At 71.7% G+C, this 19,170-nt stretch carries 18 protein-coding genes; 7 read left to right on the top strand and 11 right to left on the bottom strand.

Annotation, left to right across the window (positions count from 1 at the left end):
- Positions 1-225 precede the first annotated feature (225 nt).
- The 3 genes from ACNTMW_RS17805 to ACNTMW_RS17795 all read left to right on the top strand — a co-directional run bounded on the left by ACNTMW_RS17805 (position 226) and on the right by ACNTMW_RS17795 (position 4,039).
- Positions 226-381: a DUF6131 family protein gene (locus tag ACNTMW_RS17805; RefSeq protein ID WP_426634772.1), complete on the top strand. Its 156-nt coding sequence runs from the start codon at positions 226-228 to the stop codon at positions 379-381.
- 300 nt (positions 382-681) lie between these two features.
- On the top strand, positions 682-1,488 hold the full coding sequence (locus ACNTMW_RS17800; RefSeq protein WP_426634771.1) for an IclR family transcriptional regulator: 807 nt from the start codon (positions 682-684) through the stop codon (positions 1,486-1,488).
- A 124-nt stretch (positions 1,489-1,612) separates the two neighbouring features.
- On the top strand, positions 1,613-4,039 hold the full coding sequence (locus ACNTMW_RS17795) for a putative bifunctional diguanylate cyclase/phosphodiesterase (RefSeq protein ID WP_426634770.1): 2,427 nt from the start codon (positions 1,613-1,615) through the stop codon (positions 4,037-4,039).
- Between the two features lie 81 nt (positions 4,040-4,120).
- Here ACNTMW_RS17795 and ACNTMW_RS17790 read toward each other — a convergent pair whose 3' ends face one another.
- The 7 genes from ACNTMW_RS17790 to ACNTMW_RS17760 form a co-directional block, all read right to left on the bottom strand.
- Positions 4,121-5,476, bottom strand: a complete 1,356-nt coding sequence (locus ACNTMW_RS17790) for a fascin domain-containing protein (protein WP_426634769.1) — start codon at positions 5,474-5,476, stop codon at positions 4,121-4,123.
- A 162-nt stretch (positions 5,477-5,638) separates the two neighbouring features.
- A complete protein-coding gene (locus tag ACNTMW_RS17785) occupies positions 5,639-6,001 on the bottom strand; it encodes a TcmI family type II polyketide cyclase (RefSeq protein WP_426634768.1) in 363 nt (120 codons plus the stop codon).
- Positions 5,998-6,480 carry an SRPBCC family protein gene (locus ACNTMW_RS17780; protein ID WP_426634767.1) on the bottom strand — a complete coding sequence of 161 codons (483 nt, stop codon included), beginning with the start codon at positions 6,478-6,480 and terminating at the stop codon, positions 5,998-6,000. The genes ACNTMW_RS17785 and ACNTMW_RS17780 overlap by 4 nt, the downstream gene beginning before the upstream one ends.
- A gap of 1 nt (position 6,481) precedes the next feature.
- A complete protein-coding gene (locus ACNTMW_RS17775) occupies positions 6,482-6,733 on the bottom strand; it encodes an acyl carrier protein (protein ID WP_426634766.1) in 252 nt (83 codons plus the stop codon).
- Between the two features lie 82 nt (positions 6,734-6,815).
- Positions 6,816-8,075: a beta-ketoacyl synthase N-terminal-like domain-containing protein gene (locus tag ACNTMW_RS17770; RefSeq protein ID WP_426634765.1), complete on the bottom strand. Its 1,260-nt coding sequence runs from the start codon at positions 8,073-8,075 to the stop codon at positions 6,816-6,818.
- Positions 8,072-9,340: a beta-ketoacyl-[acyl-carrier-protein] synthase family protein gene (locus ACNTMW_RS17765; protein WP_426634764.1), complete on the bottom strand. Its 1,269-nt coding sequence runs from the start codon at positions 9,338-9,340 to the stop codon at positions 8,072-8,074. The genes ACNTMW_RS17770 and ACNTMW_RS17765 overlap by 4 nt, the downstream gene beginning before the upstream one ends.
- Positions 9,337-9,795, bottom strand: a complete 459-nt coding sequence (locus ACNTMW_RS17760) for a cupin domain-containing protein (protein ID WP_426634763.1) — start codon at positions 9,793-9,795, stop codon at positions 9,337-9,339. Before ACNTMW_RS17760 ends, ACNTMW_RS17765 begins: the two co-directional genes overlap by 4 nt.
- 493 nt (positions 9,796-10,288) lie before the next feature.
- Here ACNTMW_RS17760 and ACNTMW_RS17755 point away from each other — a divergent pair, with 493 nt between their 5' ends.
- The gene (locus ACNTMW_RS17755; protein ID WP_426634762.1) at positions 10,289-10,771 is read left to right on the top strand and encodes a hypothetical protein; all 483 of its coding nucleotides are present in this window, start codon (positions 10,289-10,291) and stop codon (positions 10,769-10,771) included.
- Entirely contained in the window at positions 10,768-11,973 is a 1,206-nt protein-coding gene (locus ACNTMW_RS17750; protein ID WP_426634761.1) for a zinc-dependent alcohol dehydrogenase, read from the top strand. Before ACNTMW_RS17755 ends, ACNTMW_RS17750 begins: the two co-directional genes overlap by 4 nt.
- Before the next feature lie 11 nt (positions 11,974-11,984).
- Here the strand turns inward: ACNTMW_RS17750 and ACNTMW_RS17745 are convergent, their stop codons facing one another.
- Complete coding sequence (locus tag ACNTMW_RS17745; protein ID WP_426634760.1) at positions 11,985-13,253, bottom strand: hydroxyacid-oxoacid transhydrogenase; 1,269 nt, start codon at positions 13,251-13,253, stop codon at positions 11,985-11,987.
- Positions 13,250-13,693, bottom strand: coding sequence for an acyl-CoA thioesterase (locus ACNTMW_RS17740; RefSeq protein WP_426634759.1), 444 nt, complete (start codon positions 13,691-13,693; stop codon positions 13,250-13,252). Before ACNTMW_RS17740 ends, ACNTMW_RS17745 begins: the two co-directional genes overlap by 4 nt.
- A 198-nt stretch (positions 13,694-13,891) precedes the next feature.
- Between ACNTMW_RS17740 and ACNTMW_RS17735 the strand changes: the two genes are divergently transcribed.
- Together ACNTMW_RS17735 and ACNTMW_RS17730 are read left to right on the top strand one after the other, a co-directional pair.
- Positions 13,892-16,045, top strand: coding sequence for a multicopper oxidase family protein (locus ACNTMW_RS17735; protein WP_426634758.1), 2,154 nt, complete (start codon positions 13,892-13,894; stop codon positions 16,043-16,045).
- Entirely contained in the window at positions 16,045-16,362 is a 318-nt protein-coding gene (locus tag ACNTMW_RS17730) for an antibiotic biosynthesis monooxygenase family protein (protein WP_426634757.1), read from the top strand. The genes ACNTMW_RS17735 and ACNTMW_RS17730 overlap by 1 nt, the downstream gene beginning before the upstream one ends.
- A gap of 63 nt (positions 16,363-16,425) precedes the next feature.
- On the opposite strand, the gene ACNTMW_RS17725 is transcribed toward ACNTMW_RS17730, so the two are convergent.
- The gene (locus ACNTMW_RS17725; RefSeq protein WP_426634756.1) at positions 16,426-17,397 is read right to left on the bottom strand and encodes a YVTN family beta-propeller repeat protein; all 972 of its coding nucleotides are present in this window, start codon (positions 17,395-17,397) and stop codon (positions 16,426-16,428) included.
- Positions 17,398-17,827: 430 nt separating this feature from the next.
- Positions 17,828-18,829, bottom strand: a complete 1,002-nt coding sequence (locus tag ACNTMW_RS17720) for a cytochrome D1 domain-containing protein (protein WP_426634755.1) — start codon at positions 18,827-18,829, stop codon at positions 17,828-17,830.
- Between the last annotated feature and the right edge of the window lie 341 nt (positions 18,830-19,170).

Genomic DNA, 19,170 nt, shown 5'->3' with positions numbered 1-19,170 from the left:
CGCTGACGGCTCGGCCGTGGCGGGGTGCGGCAGCAGCGTCCGGTCGACGACGGATCGGGGTGAGGGGTGCGGCGCCCGGTCGACGCCGTCCGCGGCGCGGTGCCGCCGAGGACGCCCGGTCGACGCCGTCCGTGGCCGGTACGACGGGCGTGGCGATTGACAGCGACGAGTCCGGGGTATGTGGATGGCACTGAGGCAGTCCGACTCGAGACCCTGGAGCCCGCGATGTTGATCTTAGGCGTCATCCTTCTGTTGCTGGGCATATTCCTCAAGATTTCTATCTTGACGACCATCGGCGTGATCCTGCTCGTGGTCGGCGCCATCCTGTTCGTTCTCGGGTCGGTCGGCCGGCCCGTCGGCGGTAGGCGCCACTATTGGTAGCGCCGGGCTACCGGTATCGCCCGTAGTGCTCCGGCCTTCAGGCCGGGGGTGAAGCGGACCGGTAGCGCCCGTTCACCAGTAGCGCCGGCGTACCCGATCCGATCGCGCGCCGGGGGTGGTTCCCCCGGCGCGCGATCGGCTTTTCCGGGTCCGGGCCGTCGCCGCCGGGACTGCCGGAATCACCGCCGACATCACGTCGGGCCCATCGAGTGTCGGGTCCATCGAGTGAGGTGCCGGAGGCAGGTGAGATCTAGGCTGGGTACCGGTGGTCACCGCGTCAGTGCCCGAATCGGAGGATCCATGCTCGACGACCTGCCGCGCGACGGGGAGTTCGTCCAGTCGCTCGGGCGTGGGCTCGCGGTGATCCGCGCCTTCGACGCCGAACACCCGGAGTTGACGCTCAGCGAGGTCGCCAAGGTGACCGGCCTGACCCGGGCTGCCGCCCGCCGATTCCTGCACACCCTGGTCAGCCTCGGCTACATGCGCACCGACGGCCGCCGGTTCGCGCTCCGGCCGAAGATCCTCGAACTCGGGTACGCGTACCTGGCCAGCCAGTCACTGCCCGAGGTCGCCGCGCCGCACCTGGAGCAGCTCGTCGAGCGGGTGCACGAGTCCTCGTCGGTGTCAGTGCTCGACGGCGACGAGGTGGTCTACGTCGCCCGGGTCCCGACCAAGCGGATCATGACGGTGGCCATCAGCGTCGGTACCCGGTTTCCCGCGTTCGCCACGTCCATGGGGCGGGTACTGCTGGCCGGCCAGTCCGACGACTGGATCGACGGCTATCTGCTGTCGGCCACGCTCCGGGCACTGACCCCACGGACCATCTCCGACCCCGCCCGCCTGCGGGCCGAATTGCTGCGCATCCGACGGGACGGCTGGGCCCTGGTGGATCAGGAACTGGAGGAGGGGCTGCGGTCGATCGCCGTCCCGATCCACGACGCGGACGGCGGGATCGTGGCGGCCGTGAACGTGTCCGCGCACGCCAGCCGCCGCAGCGTCGACGCCATCCGCGACGAACTGCTGCCGCCGCTGCGGGAGACAGCCCGGCGCATCGAGGAGGACCTGCGCGCGGCGACCGCTGCCGGCGGTGCCCGTCCGGCGATGTGACGCGCGGCAGCGGCACCGGTGGGGTGTGCCCGCCCCGCCGCCGTTGCGGGTCCCGGCACCCGCCGGCGATTCATCCGACCGATGAATGTCAATTCCGGCGGGTAGCCGGTACGGTAATGACCCCGTGGGGACCGGGCTCGAAGCGACCGACGTCAGGCGCGTCAACGGTGCGACCGTCGTGCTGCCCGCCGTCGTCGCGCTCGCCGCCCTGGCCACCGTCTGGTTCGCGCTCAGTCAGCGCGGGTCTCCGGGGCCGGCGGTGCTCGGCTGGGTCCCGGCGCCGGCGGCGCTGACGCTGGCGGCGATGGCCCTGCGCCGCACGGCGACGACCACCGGTCCGCCCGCCGCCCATCGCTTCTACACTCGGCTCACCGTGGCCTGCGCGGCCTGCGCCGCGGGTTCGTTCATCCAGGCCGGCTACGCCGTCCTCGGCGACGACCCGGAGGCCACCCGGGTACCGCCGGAGGCCGCGGTCTGTTTCGTCGGCGCGCTGCTGTACATGCTGTGGGCCCTGCTGCGCCTGCCGCTGGCCCGCCGTACCCGGACGGAGTCGGTGCGGCTGTCGCTGGACTGCGCGACCGTGATGCTCGGCGGGGCCGTCCTCCTGTGGTACGTCGGGGCCGGGCCGTCGCTGGCTGCCGGTGGCGTGCGGGCCACCTGGGCACTGCTGGCGGTCGGGGGCGTCTGCCTCGCCGGGGTCGCCTCCGTCTGCAAGCTGGCGTTGGCCGACGGCGGACCGGTGGACCCGGGCGCGCTCCGCCTGCTCGCGTTCGGACTGCTCATCGGCGGGGTGAGCGCCGGCGCCGCGATGCTGCTGGGGCACCACGCGCACCTGATCCCCGGACAGGTCTCGGTGCCCTACATCGCGGTGTTCCTCGTGCTCGCCGCGGAGCGGCAGCAGCGGGTGCCCGGCCTCGCCGCGGAGCGGCAGCAGCGGGTGCCCGGCCTCGCCGCGGAGCGGCAGCAGCGGGTGCCCGGCGCCGAGCAGTACCGGTGGACCGCGGCGGAGGAGCCGCTCGGCAATCCCCGGCCGGGGCGGCTGTCCGACCCGCTGCCGGGCGCGGCCTACCTCGCCGTCGCCGCCACCGAGGCGTTGCTGCTCCTGGTCACCGTGGGCGGAACCGACGAGCGGCGGTACGTGGTGGTCGGCGGCTCGATCGTCATCACCGCCCTGGTCGTGGTGCGCCAGGTGGTCGCGCTCCGCGACAACGCCCGCCTGGCCGGCCGGCTGCGGCAGCAGGAGGACCGGCTGCGCCGGCAGGCGTCCCACGACCCGCTCACCCGGTTGGCCAACCGTACCGACTTCGGTGACCGGCTCGACGCCGCGCTCGCGGCCGGGGCGGTCACCGTCCTACTGATCGACCTCGATGATTTCAAGACGGTCAATGACACCCTGGGCCACGGCGTGGGCGACCGGCTCCTGGCCCTGGTCGCCGAGCGGGTGCGCGGCTGCGTGAGGAGCGGGGACACGGTGGCCCGGCTCGGCGGTGACGAGTTCGCGGTGCTGCTGCGGCAGGCGTGGCCGGCGACCGTGGACGCCGTTGCCGACGCCATCCTGACCGGGCTGCGCCAGCCGGTCGTGGTCGACGGGCACGAGCTGCTGGTCCAGGCCAGCATCGGGGTGGCCGAGGCCGTCCCGGGCGACGATCCGGAGGCGTTGCTCCGCAAGGCCGACATCGCGATGTACGCGGCGAAGGAGAGCGGCAAGGACGGCTTCGCCCGGTATGTGCCGGGGATGGGCGCGGACATCGTCGAGCACGCCCAGCTCGGGGCGCAGCTCCGTCAGGCGCTCGACGGCGGCCAGCTCCGGCTGCTGTACCAGCCGGTGGTGCGGATCGCCGATGGTCGGATCATCGGCATGGAGGCGTTGGCGCGGTGGCACCATCCGGGCCGCGGTGAGGTTCCGCCGGGGGAGTTCATCCCGATCGCGGAGCGGACCGGCCTGATCGTGCCGCTCGGCCGCTGGGTGCTGCGGGAGGCGTGCCGGCAGAAGGCGGCGTGGCGGGCGGCGTACGGTGACCTGTCGCCGGCGACCGTCGGGGTCAACGTGTCCGGCCGGCAGTTGCAGGAGCCGGGCTTCGCCGACGAGGTCGCCGACGCGGTCCACGAAGCCGGCCTGCAGCCGCACAACCTGGTGCTCGAGGTGACCGAGACGGCCGTGCTCACCGGCGGCCAGGCGCTCGAGACGCTGCGGGCGCTGCGCGCGTTCGGGGTGAGCCTGGCGCTGGACGACTTCGGTACCGGCCAGTCCTCGCTCGGCCTGATCCGCACCTGCCCGGTACACATTCTCAAGCTCGACAAGTCGTTCGTCATCGGCGGCCCGGACGGCGATGCCGAGGCCCGGGCGCAGCAGCAGGCGGTCGCGGCGGCGGTGGTACACATGGCGGACGCTCTGGGCCTGGACGCCGTGGCCGAGGGCATCGAGAACGCCGAGCAGGCCGAGCGGCTGGCCGCGCTGGGCTACCGGCTGGGCCAGGGCTACCACCTGGTCCGCCCGCTCCCGGCCGACGAGATCACCCGGCTGCTGGCGCTGGATCGGGTGGCGAACTGACGCCGGAGCCGCGGCGGCGGTGGCTCCGGGCGGATGCCGACGGTGCGCCGCCCGGAGCCGAGGTGGGTGACCGTGGACCGGTCAGGCCAACCGGATGAACGTGAACTTCTCGGTCAGGCCGATGCTGGTCGACCTGGCGACCAGGTCGGCGCCGCCGGTTCCCAGGTTGGCAAGGTCGACGTAGAGGCCGTTGTTGAGGCACAGCAGGCTGACGGTGCCGTCGACGTTGTTGACGAACCGGAAGGTGACGCTGGTACCTACCCCGCCGTGGAGCAGTTCGATACCGCCACCGGGCACGACCTGGCCGACGATCGGGTTACCGTCGGCGTCGCTCAACGTCACCGTCCCCTGGCCGGTGAACGTGAACTTCAGCGCGGTCGCCCCGGTCACCTGCGTGCCGCTGACGAGCATCCGCCGGTCCGGGGGTACGCGGGTGACGAATCCGCCGTTGGCGTTCGACCTCAGGCTGGCGACCTGGGTCTGCGGGAAGCCGGTCAGGGTGAACCGCTGCGGTGAACTGCCGAAGGGCGCGTTGACGTTGCTGTTGGCGATCAGCGGGCCGGTGTAGGTGGGGCTGGGGGTGGTCACGTACTGGTTGTTGACGACGGCGCGCAGGCTGATGCTGCCGTCGTTGTTGGTGACGAGGTCGAACAGCTCCCATGGGCCGATCGTGGAACGGTTGGCCACCAGTGGGGAGGAGCCCGCGTCCTCGGCGCTGACGAAGAACTTGGTGCTCGCGGCGCGCAGGGCGTACCGGCCGTCGCCGGCGTCGAACAGGGCGAACTGCTCCGCCAGGGTGGTGTGCGTGCCTCCGGTGGCGGACAGCCGGCTGGTGGTGGGCGCAACGGTGACGTGCTCGCCGGTCGACCGTGCGGTGAGCGTGGACGTCACCGGCAGCGCGGTCTTGTAGAACCTCGTGGTGCTGCTGCTGGTGTCGTCGCTGTCGGCGATCAGGGTGCCGGTGCCGCTGATGAAGGCGACGTACTTGTCGTTCGCCTTCGACCTGAGGGTGAAGGTACCGGGGTCGTCCGGGACGGCGGCCAGGTCGAACTTCTCCGACTGGCCGATCGCATCCTGGCTGGGGATCAGCGGCGAGCTGCCGTCTTTCCCCGCGGTGACGAACTTGCGGGCGACCTTGGACTGGAAGCTGACGGTGCCGTCGGCGTTGGTGATGAGCTTGAACAGTTCGCCCTCGCCGACCTGACTACTGGTGGCGACCAGCGGGACCGTCCCGGTGCTCTCCGAGGTGACGAAGCCGCTGCTGGCCTTGGACAGGAAGCTGAACGGCCGGGTCGCGAAACGGTCGTCAACCTCGCTCGCCGCGTTCCTGGCGGGTCCGGCGAGCGCCGGGCCGGCGGGCCCGGCGAGCGCCGGACCACCGGTGGCGGTGCCCAGCGCCGCGACCATGATGGTGGTCGCGACGCCGATCGCCGCCAACGTTCTGGGCCCACGGTTGGCAATCAACGTTCCCCCAAACAAGTGAGTTTCAACGTTCCCCCAAAACAAGTGAGTCTCATGTGTTCCGCGAGGCGAAGGTGACGCGGGCACCTCCGTGTCCGGACCGGACGGATCCGCCGGGCGGGTGGGAGTCGCCGCCGGTCAGCGCGCCGACTCCCACCGGTAGAACTCCGTCGCCATGGCGTCCGCCGGGCCGCGCCAGGTCGCCGGGTCGTACGGGTCGATGTGCGCCGACAGTTCCTCGTTGACCCGGCGGAACAGCGCGTCGTCCCGTACCCGGTCGACCGCCGGGCCGACGGGGGAGTCGGCCTCGATGAGATGCATGTAGAGATCGTGGAAGCGGAACAGTGTGCGCGACCGGACACCGACCAGGCGGGGCAGGTCGGTGCGGTCGGAACGGGCGAAGATCTCCGCGACGGCGCCCTCGGACTCGGGCTTCATCCGGGCGACGATCAGCGTCCGGTGCGTGCCGGCGGGCCCGGTCCCGGGCAACGGCGCGCTCATGTGGCTCCGCCACGTGGTGCCGCGGCGAGCGCCTCCGCCTCCGCCTCCAGCTTCTGTTTGATGAGGTTCAGCTGTACCGCGCTGTTGGCGTTGATGCGGGTCACCATGCCGGCGTCGTCCACGGGCGCGTCCGGCCGCATCGCGAAGTCCTGGAACCAGCACATCAGCACCCCGTCGTCGGTCTGCTCGTACGTCCAGCGGATCCGCATGTACTCGAACGGGCCCGGCTCGACCCGCCGGGCCTCGACCGTGCGGGTCTCCGGGTCGACGACCCGCTCGGAGACCCACGACCACACGCGCTGCTGCTCGTCGGGGTGCATCGTCAACCGGAAGCGCACCCGGTTGCCGTCCTCCTCCAGGATCTCGGCCGTGGCGTACTCGTCGAACAGGGTGGGCCAGGCCCGGACGTCGTTCGTGCGCCGCCACACCAGGTCCATCGGGGCGGCGATCACAATGCTGTTCTCCGTGTGTCCCGGCATGTCAGGCCGCCGCGAGGAGTTGGTCGTTGACGGACCGGAGGAACTCGCCGACCGAGGTCGAACCTCCGGCATCCATCGACAGCTTTACCTGGTGGCGGCGCTCGATCTCGGCGGTCAGGCCGAGCAGCGCGAGCGAGTCGATGCCCAGGGTCGCGAGTTGGGTGTCCGGCGTGAGACTGGCGGCCGGTATCTTCAGGCCGGCGCCGGCGTCGAGGAGGGCGGCGAGATCCTGGGTGGTTATCTGAACCGTCATTGATCAACTCCTTTCGGGAGATATCGGTGCCCCGGGGCGGGGTGCACCGGTGGCGGAATGGTGGTGCGGTGCGCAGCCGGGTCTACCGGTCGGTGCTCCCCGCCCGGCTCAGCACCAGGGCGGAGGCGAACCCGCCGAAGCCGCGGGCGAGGACGAGCACGTGCTCCAGCGGAAGCCGCCGGGCCGAGCCGATGACCAGATCGAGGTCAACGTCGACATCGGCCGGGGCGAGCGACGGGGTCGGCGGGAGTACGCCCTCGCGGATCGCCAGGGCGGCGGTCGCCACGTCCAGGGCGGCGCCGCCCGAGTACAGGCGGCCCACCCCGGCCTTCGGTGCGGTCACCGGGACCTCGGCGGCCCGCTCGCCGAGCGCCATCCGCAGCGCCTCCGCTTCCGCCCGGTCGGCCGCCGGGACGCCGACGGCGTCCGCGACGACCGCATCGACGTCCGATGGGGACAGTTCCGCGTCGGCGAGCGCGCCGCGGATGGCGGCCGCCAGCGCGGACGACGTCAGCGACCAGCCACCGGCATCGGTCGTGCCGTCCGAGGGGCGGGCGAAGGCGGAGGCGTACCCGGTGACCTCGGCGAGGACCGGGGCGTCCCGGCCCCGGGCGCTCTCCGCGTCCTCCAGGACCATCATCGCCCCGCCTTCTCCCGGTACGTGTCCCGCGGCGTCCCGCGCGAACGGCCGGTAGGCGCGCTCGGGCTCACCCCCGGTGAAGAGGGTGCCCGCGGGCATCTGGCAGGTCAGGGCGTACGGGCTGATCGGCGCCTCGGTGCCGCCGGTGAGCACCGCGCGGGTACCCCGCCGGATGACCCGCCGCGCGTGGCCGAGCGCGTCCAGCCCACCCGCGCCTTCGGTGCAGATCACCCCACACGGGCCGCGGAACTGGTGCGCGATCGACAGCTGTCCCGTCGACGCCGCGTAGAACCACGCGATGGACTGGTAAGGGCCGACGAACGGCGCTCCCTTGGACCACAGCGCCTGGATCTCCCGCTGGCCGAACGCGTTTCCTCCGGACGAGGCCGCGGTGGTCACGCCGATCGAGAAGCCGCCGTCATCGGGGGCCGGCAGCAGTGACGCGGCGAGTGCCTGCTGCGCGGCGACCAGGGCCAGGTGCGTCCAGTGATCGGTCTGCGCGAGGATGCGCTGCTCGACGGAGGCCGCGGGGTCGAAGCCGCGGATCTCGGCGGCCAACCGGACCGGATAGGCGGACGCGTCGAACCGGGTGATCGGGCCGATGGCGCTGCGGCCGGCGAGCGTCGCCTCCCAGTACGTGTCGGTGTCACCGCCGGTCGGTGCCACCACGCCCAGCCCGGTGAGAACACAGCGGCGGGTCATCGTGCCCTCCGGCCGCAGGTGTCGAGCACGACCGCGGACTGGAAGCCGCCGAATCCGCTACCGACGCTGACGACCAGGTCCAGCCTGGCCGGACGGGCCCGCCGCGGCACGTAGTCGAGGTCGCACTCGGGATCGGGGGTCTCGTAGTTCGCGGTCGGCGGGATCACGCCGTGCTCCATCGCCAGGACGCACGCGGCCAGTTCGATGCTGCCGATCGCGCCGAGCGAGTGGCCGACCATCGACTTGATCGAGCTCATCGGCGTGCGGTAGGCGTGCGGGCCGAGGCTGCGCTTCACGGCCGCCGTCTCGTGGCGGTCATTCTGCCGGGTACTCGAACCGTGCGCGTTGACGTAGTCGACCTCCTCCGGGTTGGCCCGGGCCTGGTCCAGCGCCGCGGTGATGGCGGCGGCCATCTCGACGCCCTCGGTCGTCAGCCCGGTCATGTGGTACGCGTTGCCGAAGGTGGCGAAGCCGCCCACCTCGCAGTACACGTGTGCGCCGCGGCGGCGGGCGTGCGTGAGCTCCTCCAGGACGAGTACCGCCGCGCCCTCGCCGAGCACGAAACCGTCCCGGTCGGCGTCGAACGGACGGGACGCGTGCGCGGGATCGTCGTTACGCGTACTCGTGGCGTGGATCGCGTCGAAGCAGGCGACCGTGATGGGGGAGATGGGTGCGTCGGCCGCACCCGCGATCACGACGTCCGCCTGGCCGTCCTCGATCAGCTGGAACGCGTAGCCGACCGAGTCCAGCCCGGAGGTGCAGCCGTTGGAGACGGTCATCACCGGGCCGTGCGCCCCGCGGTCGCCGGCCGTCTCGGCGGCGAGCGTACTGGGGACGAGCGCCTGGTACAGGAAGGGGTGCGGGTCGCTGGCGTCGACCACCCACGTGCGCCCCGCGTCCGAGACGACGACGTACTCGTCCTCCAGCCGGGTGGTCGACCCGACCGCCGTGCCCATCACGACGCCGGTCCGCCAGCCGTCGGCCGTGTCCGCGGTGAGGCCGGCGTCCTCGACCGCCTCCCGGGCGGCCACCAGTCCGAACTGGATGTGCCGGTCGAGCCGGTACACCTCGGCGTCCGTGAGCCCCTCGGCCGCCGGGTCGAAGTCACACTCGGCCGCGATCCGGGACCGGAACTGCGCCGGGTCGAACAGGGAGATGCGGCGGGTGGCGGTACGGCCCTCGGTCAGCAGCTCCCAGAAGGCCTTGGTCCCGATCCCACCCGGGGCGACCACTCCGACGCCGGTCACGGCGACCCGCCGGGTCACCGGGCACTTCCCGAGTCGTCGTCGGTCTCGGTGTCGACGTGGCCGAGGTCCGGCCGGGGGGCGAGCGGCCCGAGGTGGAACACGCACCGGACCGGCACCGAACCGGTGTTGCGCAGCCGGTGCCGCGTGCCGGGGGGAATCAGCAGCGCGTCACCCGGCCGCAGCGGCTGCGGTTCGCCGTCCAGGTCGACGACGAGCTCGCCCTCCATCAGGTACAGGAACTCCTCGGAGTACGGGTGGTAGTGCTCGGCGATGCGCTCGCCCGGTGCCAGGTCCGCCCGGCCGAGGAACCCCGAGGTGGACCCCACCGTCTTCGGACTCAGCAGGGTGCGGATTTCGCCGCCGCGCCGGACGTCGGCGGGCACGTCGCCGGCCGACACCAGCCCGATCGGCCGATCGGGCTGCCGGGCGTGTACCGGGGCCGGACCCGGCGGAACAAGGGTGGTTCGGTCCATCGTCAGACCTCCCGGGTTGTCAGCGATGACGAGTGCTGGAGCGTCACTCACGACCATCGGCGGCGGCTCCCCGAGCACCACGAACCGGGGGAGTCGAGCGGCGTTGTCGCGTCGGATCTGCTGCGTTGCGCGTGCGTCGGCACGTGGGTAACGGGTCAACGGATCGCGGGTGGATGCCGGCGAGACACGGATGTGCTCCGCCCATGGGGCACGGCCGTGCCTGGGGCGTCTCGCGACCGAAGGAGCGCCGAGATGTGCACGGCGAGCGACGGAGTTCGGAGGGAACTTGGTGCTTGGTCCCAGATGTTAGCCAGTCAGGTGTCCGGCCGCGCGGCGAACGAAAGCGGTTGAACCGGTCCGAACGTCCATATGGGCGCCGCTGCGTGCGCGCCGGCGGGCTCACGGGTTCCGGCGGTTGGGGCCGGTTTAGAGCGGTGAGATGCCGGGAAGCTCCACGTCTCGCCGGATATCCCACCCGAGAAGCAGGTGAGTCATGAAGCGGACCACGATGAGCGCCGTCGCCGGGGCGGTGGTCGCCGGAATCGTCGTCGGCCGGGTCCTGTCCGCGCGCCGGCGCGACCCCTGGTCGATGGCCGGCATCGCCCAGGACCGGCGGAGGCCGCGCTGGCACGTCGTCACGATCAACCGCCCGCCCGACCAGGTCGCTCCGGGTGGTCGGCTGCCGGAGCCGATCGCGCAGCTCGGCGACGACGTCGAGGTCCAGGTCAACCGCGCCGTCGGCGATCGCGGTACGGCACTGGCCGCGCGGTTGCGCCGCGAGCCGGCGGGCATCACCGCGCGGTTCGCCGGCACCGACCCGGTCTACGCGGTTCGCAGGGCCCTGCGGGAGTCGAAGATGCTCGTCGAGACCGGCGAGATTCTCCAGCCGGACAAGCCAGGCGCGACGAAACGGACGCTCACCGGCCGGCCGCTGGACATGGCGATCAGCCGGGCACGAGGGGAGGGGCGGCTGTGAAGGCACTGTGCTGGGAAGGCGTCAACGAGCTTGCGGTCGAGGAGGTCCCCGACCCGCAGATCCTCAACCGGCAGGACATGATCATAAAGGTGCGGCTCAGCTCGGTCTGCGGCTCCGACCTGCACCTGGTCGACGGGTACATCCCGACCATGCGGGCCGGGGACGTGATCGGCCACGAGTTCCTCGGCGAGGTCGTCGAGACCGGCCCGGAGGTCCGCCGGCACAACGTCGGCGACCGGGTGGTGATCTGCTCGGTGATCGCCTGCGGTCGGTGCTGGTACTGCGAGCAGGGCCTGTACTCCTGCTGCGACAACGGCAACACCAACCCCGGCATCCCGGAGCTCATGTGGGGCCAGAGCCCCGCCGGCATCTTCGGGTACTCGCACGCGATGGGCGGGTTCAAGGGCAGCCACGCCGAGTACGTCCGGGTGCCGTACGCCGACCGGGTCGCCTTCCGGGTACCCGACGGCGTCGACGACGCGGACGCCCTGTTCGCGTCCGACGCGGCGCCGACCGGCTACATGGGTGCCGACCTCGGCGAGGTCAAGCAGGGTGACGTGGTGGCGGTCTGGGGCGCCGGGGGCGTGGGCCAGATGGCCGCCCAGTCGGCGATGCTGCTCGGCGCGTCCCGGGTCATCGTCATCGACCGGTTCGACTACCGGCTCGACATGGCCGCCCACCATCTCGGTGTCGAGACCCTCAACTACGAGCAGACCGACATCGACGGCGAACTGCGCGAGCGCACCGACGGCCGGGGCCCGGACGTCTGTATCGAGGCGGTCGGGATGGAGGCGCACAGCCCGCACCCGGTGGCGTACCGGTGGGAGCAGCTCAAGCAGCAGACCCGGGTGCTGGAGACCGACCGGCCGCACGCCCTACGGCAGGCGATCATGTCCTGCCGCAAGGGCGGCATGGTGTACGTCCTGGGTGTCTTCGCCGGCTGGATCGACAAGTTCCCGATGGGTGCCCTGATGAACAAGGGCCTGACCATGCGCTCGGCACAGCAGCACGGGGAGCGCTACATCCCGATGCTGCTCGACCGGATGGCCCGCGGCGAGTTCAAGGCCGCCCACCTCATGACGCACCCGATGCGGCTGGAGGAGGGCGCCCGCGGCTACGACCTGTTCAAGAACAAGAAGGACGGCTGCGTACGCGCGGTGTTCACGCCCAACGGAGGGGACGGCCGGTTCCCGCCGCGGTGAGCGAACACCGCTCACCACAGGATGAGCGAGCGGACGAAGATGCCCGCGACGTCGTCGGAGGTCGCCGGCCTCGGCGCGGTCGCCAGCAGCCGCTGCTGTTTCATCGCCCCGGCGACCAGGCTGTCCACGTCGGACTCGGCGTACCCGACGGCGCCGATGCCGTTCGGAATCCCGATGTCGCGCATCAGTGCGATCAGCGCGGCCGGTAGCCGCTCGGCCGGCTCACCGGTCGCGCTGCCCGGCGCGAGCAGTTCGGCGGCCCGGACGTGGCGGTCGGGGCAGGCGCCGAAGGTGAACCGGAACGCCTCCGGCGCGGTGAGCGACACCGCCATTCCGTGCGGCACCAGCGGCTCGGCGTCCGGGTAGCCCGCCGGGTGGTAGTCGCGCACCCCGCCCGCGATCGGGTACGCGTTGGCGTGCGGGAGGTGTACCCCCGCGTTGCCGAAGCCCATTCCGGCGAACGTCGCCGCCAGCGCCATGTCGGTGCGCGCGGCGAGGTCGTCGCCATCGGCCACCGCGGTCCGGAACGACCGGGCGAGCAGTTCCAGCGCCTTCTCCGACCACATGTCGGACACCGGGTTCGCGCCGCAGTACGGCACCCGCTCCTCCGGCGCCTTGCGCGCGAACGACGTGTACGGCTTCGCCGTGTAGCTCTCCAGGGCGTGGCAGAGGATGTCCATGCCGCTCGCGGCCGTGACACCGGCCGGCTGGGACATCGTCAGCAGCGGATCCACCACCGCCAGCGTGGGGCGCAGTCGGGCATGGCTGATGCCGGTCTTGACCTTCAGGTCCAGGACGTCGAGCACGCAGATCGTGGTGCTCTCGGAGCCGGTACCGGTGGTGGTCGGGACCGCGACCAGCGGCTTGAGCGGATTCGACGGCGCCCGCCCGCCGCCGACCGGCGCGTTGACGTAGTCCATCAGGTCGCCCGGGTTGGTGGTGAGCAGGTTGACCGCCTTCGCGGTGTCGATGCTCGATCCGCCGCCGACGGCCACGAAGGCGTCCCACGGCCCCGTCGCGCGCGCCGTCTCGATGGCCTGCCGCAGGGACGCGTCGGTCGGTTCGACGTGCGCCGAGGCGCTGACCTCCACCTCGATGCCGTAGCGGCGGATCGCGTCGGCCACCCGCTGCGGCGCGCCGGTGGCCGCGACCCCGGGGTCGGTGACGACGAGGACGCGGCGCACACCGTACCGGGTGAGGTCAAAGCCGATCTCGTCGGCGGCGCCGGCGCCGACCTTCAGCTCCGGCGTGCCGTACGTGAACACCGTCTCCGTGGTCATGCCACGTCCTCCAGAGCCTTGCGGATCTCGTCGGGCACCGGCACCGGGCGGCGCGTGGCCGCATCGACGTACACGTGCACGAAGCGCCCGACGGCGGCCGGCTCCTCGGCGCCCGGCCCGAACAGCGCCAGCCGGTAGACCACGCTGGAGGTGCCCAGCCGCTCCAGGCCGATACCGGCGGTCACCACGTCGGGGAAGCGCAACTCGGCGAAGTACCGGCAGGAGGTCTCGACCACCAGGCCGATGGCCGGCAGTCGGCGGATGTCGGTCCCGGTGGCCTCGATCAGCCAGCCGTTGACCGCCGTGTCGAACATCAGGTAGTGGACCACGTTGTTGACGTGGCCGTAGACGTCCTCGTCCGACCACCGGGTGGGCTGGTCGCGCAGGACCGGGAAGTCCTCGCGGCGCAGTCGGCGCGGGTCGTCGTCACGCTGGTCCATTACCGCAGCGTATCCCCAGCCATGATCGCCGAGGGAGCGGGCGCGCGGTCGGTGACCCGACCGCGGCCGGCCCACCCTCATGTCCACGGTGGACGGCCATGACGTCGCTGACTGTTTTGTTCGTCCGGGTCCGGGCACCCATCGGCCGACCTACAGCACGTCGACGACGCCGCGCACGGCGGCATAAGGCGGACGAACATGCTCAGACGAAGGCACCTTCTCATCGCCGGGACCGTCGGGGCCGCCGCCCTGCTGGTCCCGCACGACACCCGACGAGCCTCGGCCGACATACCGGCAAGCACCCCGCTCGACCCCACGACAATCCCCAAATACGTCACCGCCCTGGCGATCCCGGCGGTCATGCCGCCGGTCGACGGTTCCGCGACCCGGCCCGTGGACCGGTACGTCATCGGCGTCCGGCAGTTCCGGCAGCGGATTCTGCCTCCGCGCCTGCCGGCAACGACCGTGTGGGGGTACGGCGTGCACGGGCGTCCCGACACGTACCGGTACCCGTCGTTCACCATCGAGGCCACAGTCGACCGTCCAGTGGGCGTCACCTGGGTCAACGACCTCGTCGACGCCCGCGGCAGGTACCTGCCGCACCTGGTGCCGGTCGACCCGACGCTGCACTGGGCGAACCCACCGGGCGGGACGGCCGGGCGCGACTCCATGCCCACGTTCACCGAGACCCCGGGCCCGTACACCGGGCCGGTACCGTTCGTCACCCACCTGCACGGCGCGCACACCAGCGACGACAGCGACGGCTATCCCGAGGCGTGGTACCTGCCGAAGGCGACGAACATACCCGCCGGCTACGCCACCGTCGGCTCGTACTACGAACGGTTCCGCGACCAGTTCGCCGCGCGGCACGGCGCACAGTGGGAGCCGGGCACGGCGACCTTCCAGTACCCCAACCACCAGCAGGCGACGGCCCTGTGGTTCCACGACCACACGTTGGGAATGACCCGGGCCAACATCTATGCCGGGCCGGCCGGGTTCTACCTGCTGCGCGGCGGTTCGTCGGACCTGCCGCCCGGGGTGCTGCCCGGTCCCGCGCCGGCCCTGGGCGACCCGCCGGGCACGCGGTACCACGAGATCCCGCTGCTGATCCAGGACCGCTCGTTCAATACGGACGGCTCGATGTTCTACCCCAACAACCGGGTGGCCCCCAACGGGTCCCCGGTGCCGGTGATCCCGCACAGTGACGTACCACCCATGTGGAATCCCGGCTTCTTCGGCAGGACCATGACGGTCAACGGCCGTACCTGGCCGGTACTGGCGGTCGAGCCGCGCCGCTACCGGCTGCGCCTGCTCAACGCGTGCGACTCCCGGTTCCTGCTGCTGAAGATCGCCGCGACCCCCGACGAGACGCGGCCGGCGAGGGCGGCCCTGCCGATCTGGCAGATCGGTGGTGACGGCGGGTTCCTGCCCGCGCCGGTCCGCCTGGAGCGGTTGGTGCTCGCCCCCGCGGAACGGGCCGACATCATCGTGGACTTCACCGGGCTGTCCGAGCGCACCGCGCTGTACCTTATCAACGAGGGCGCCGACGGGCCGAGCCGGCGCGGCGAGCCGACCCCGTTGGCGGACCCGGCCACGACCGGGCAGGTGATGAAGTTCGTCGTTCGCCCCCTGGTGGGCGCCGACACCAGTGTGCCGCCGGACCGGCTCGAACTGCCCGCGTTCACCCCGCTCGGCGCCGCGACCGTCACCCGCCGGCTGGCGATGAAGGACTTCCTGAAGGACGGCCTGGGGCCGATCAAACACCAGCTCGGCACGGTGGACGCGGCGGGTAACCCGGTGCCGATGGGCTGGCACGACCCCGTCACCGAGAAGCCCGAGGTGGGCGCGACCGAGATCTGGGAGTTCCACAACAGCAACCGGGACGCGCACCCCATCCACATCCACGCCGTCCAGTTCCAGGTGGTCGGCCGCGGGCCCGACGGCACCCGGCCACCGGACCCGGGCGAGGAGGGCTTCAAGGACACGGTCATCGCCTACCCGAACGAGCTGACCCGGGTGAAGGGGCGCTTCGAGCTGCCCGGCCGGTACGTGTGGCACTGCCACATGGCGTCGCACGAGGACAACGACATGATGCGGCCGTACCAGGTCGGCCCCGACGGCGGGGACCACGGCGGCCACGGCGTGACCCCCGCCGGTCAGGGGGTGACCCGGACCGGGGACGGGGGGACCGCCGGTACGGGGCCGACGCCCGCCGTGGCCGGAGCGGGCGCACTGGCGGCGGCCGCCGTGGGCGGCGCCGTCCTGGCCAGACGCCGTGCGGCTGGCGGGCCGCGGTCGGCGGGGTGGACCGGGAGCGACCCGGCCACCGTCAGCGAGGGAGGGAGGGCGTGATGGCGCTGCGGGTGCTGCTCCAGATCGACGTGCAGCCGGGCCGGGAACGGGAGTTCGAGCGGTTGTGGCGCGAGCATTCGAGCCGGATCCGGGAGCTGCCGGACAACCACGGCCAGTGGCTGCTGCGGCGTACCGACGATCCGTCGCGGTACGTGGTCCTCACCGACTGGACCGACGAGGAGAGCTTCCGCGCGTTCGAGCGCAGTGAGGCGCAGCAGGAGTACCTGAGGAGACTACGGCCGCTCCGGGCCGGCGGCGGGATGACGCTGCTGACCCTGGTGGACGAGCAACCCCCGGTGACGGCGGGTACGTCGTAGGCGACGCGACCGGCGGCGCCGGGCCACCCGGTGTGGCCCGGCGCCGCCGCGTGTCGGCCCGCGCTATCCGGCGGGGCTGGTGGTGGGGGTGGGGCCGGACTGTCCGGCGATCCTGGCAACGGCGACACCGAGCGGATGGCTGAAGCCGTTGATGGTGGTGACGGCGTGGGTACGGGCGTCGACCACGGACAGGGCGCCGCTGTCGGGGTTGGTGACGTAGGCGCGGGCGCCGTCCGGTGCGACCGTCACCCCGACCGGGTCGTGGAAACCGTCGGCCGTGGTGACGGCGTTGGTGCGGGTGTCGATGACCGACACGGTGCCGCCGTCGCGGTTGGTGACGTAGGCGCGGGTACCGCGCGGGTTGAGCGCCACGTTGTACGGGTCGTGGAAGCCGGTGAGGGCGGTGGCGGTGTCGGTGCGGGTGTCGATGACCGACACGGTGTTGTCACCGCGGTTGGTGACGTAGGCGCGGCGGCCGTCCGGGGTGACCGCGACGCTGTACGGTTCGTGGAAGCCGGTGATCGTGGTGACGGCGTCGGTGCGGGTGTCGATGACCGACACCGTGTCGCCGAGGCGGTTGGCGACGTAGGCGCGGGTGCCGCGCGGGCTGAGCGCCACACTGTACGGGTCCTGGAAACCGGTGATCGTGGTGACGGCGTCGGTGCGGGTGTCGATCGTCGACACAGTGCTGTCCGCACGGTTGGTGACGTAGACGCGTCGGCCGTCAGGGGTGACCGCCGCGGCCCAGGGGTCGTGGAAGCCGGTGATCGTGGTGACGGCGTTGGTACGGGTGTTGATGACCTTCACGGTGTTGTCGCCGCGGTTGGTGACGTAGGCACGGCGGCCGTCGGGAGTGACCGCGACGCTGACCGGGTAGTTGAAGCCGTTGATCGTGTCGGCGGCGCCGGTGTGGGTGTCGACCACCGAAACGGTGCCGCTGCGCAGGTTGGCCACATAGGCGACCTCTCTGCGCGTGGCGGCGGTGGCCGGGGACGCCGTGGCCACACCCGCCAGCGCCGCGAGCGCCGCCGACACGGCGACGACGGCGCCCGCGCCGGACCGCCCGGTCCGGCGCGACCGCCGCGATGTGACGGATGGTCCCGTTCTCGTGCGTTTCTTCCTCGGGAAATACCCAGGCATGACGGCGTAGTCCTCTCCTCTCGAAAACCTCCGGAATTCCACCCGCGGTTGATCGAACGCGGCCGGCGCTACGCCGCCCGGCACGGTCGTGGATCACCCGAGCGTGGGCGGCGGGCGGGTCCGGGTGCCGTGCCAGCCCATGGCCGACCGGCCTCGTCGGGGACCCCGGTACGCGGTGACCCGATGCGGACCCCGACGAGCCACTCCTGGCGGTAGGCGCGTCCAGTCGAACGGGTCACGGACGTGACGTCAGGCCGGCGCTGCTACGTGACGGTGAGCGGCCTCCTGCCGCGTGCCGCTGCCCGCTGCCGATGATCGTGGACGGTCACCGCGGACGGTTGAAGATGACGACACCTTCGGGACGGACGCCGAGGGGAATCGTCTTCATGACCTTGTTGGTACGGGTGTCGATCACTGCCACGGTGCCGTTGTTCTGGGTGTCGCTGTACCAGCTGGTGACGAAGGCGCGGGCACCGCCGCGGGCGAATGCCACGTTGACCGGGCTGTCGGAGACGGGGATGGTGATCCCGGTGGCGGTGTTGGTACGGGTGTCGATCACGGAAACGGTGTCGTCGAGGACGTTGGTGACGTAGGCACGGTCACCGCGCGGGGAGATCGTCACGCCGACCGGCTTGGTGCCGGTGGGGATGGCGGCGACGACGGTGTTGGTGGTGGTGTCGATCACCGAGACCTTGTTGTCGAGCAGGCTGGTGACGTAGGCATGGTCGCCGCGCCGCGTCACCGCCAGGCCGACCGGCATTCTGCCGACGGCGACGGTGTCGACCGCGTTGGTGCGGGTGTTGATGACCGACACGGAGTTGCCGAAGAGGTTGGTGGTGTAGACGCGGGAACCGTCCGGAGTGATCATCACCTCGACCGGGTGGTTGCCGACCGGGATGGTGGTGGTGACGGTGTTGGTGCGGGTGTCGATCACCGACACCTTGTTGTCGTTGAAGGTGGCGACGTAGGCGCGGGTGCCGTCCGGGCTGATCGCTACGCCCTGCGGCTTTCCGCTGACCGGGATGGTCTTGATGATCTTGTTCGTGGCGGTGTCGAGTACCGACACGTTCCCCGGGTCGACGGCTCGATCGGTGACGTACTGGTCGGTGATGTACATGCGGGCGTGGTTCGGGGTGAGCGCCATGCGGAACGGGCCCTTGCCGACCGGAATGTTCTCGATGATCTCGTTGGTGCGGGTCCCGATCACTGACACGGTGCCGGAGTCTCCGTTGGCGACGTAGGCGACCTCCCTGGAGAATAGGTCAGCACTGGCTTGGGCCGGCACGGCCGCGCCGGTCAGCACCGTGAGGCCCATCGATGCGGCCACGAGCGCCGCGCCCCTCGTCCACCGGCTCCGCAGCTTCCGTTGGTGTACTGCCGGCTGATCGCATTGCGGTGAAGCGCATCGATACTTGAATAGCGCCATGTATCCTCCTTTCTGCCCTTATAGGACTCTCGTACTTCAACACCCGATTTGAGTGATCGCAACCGGGGGCGGGGTGGGCCGCGCCGCCCCGTGCCGCAGCCGCGCCGAGGACCGTCGCGCCGGTCGATCAGGCGACCGTCCGCCGCGCCGTGCGGCGTGCCATGGTCCGCACGCGTGCCGGGCCGTGTGACGGTCGCCGGTGCGCCATGTTCCTGACGCGTGCCGGACCGCGCGACGGTCGC

The sequence above is a fragment of the Planosporangium spinosum genome (assembly GCF_049999945.1).
GTDB lineage: Bacteria > Actinomycetota > Actinomycetes > Mycobacteriales > Micromonosporaceae > Planosporangium > Planosporangium spinosum.
Note: the sequence above shows the minus strand (reverse complement) of the source record. Positions and strands in the feature narration are given on the sequence as shown.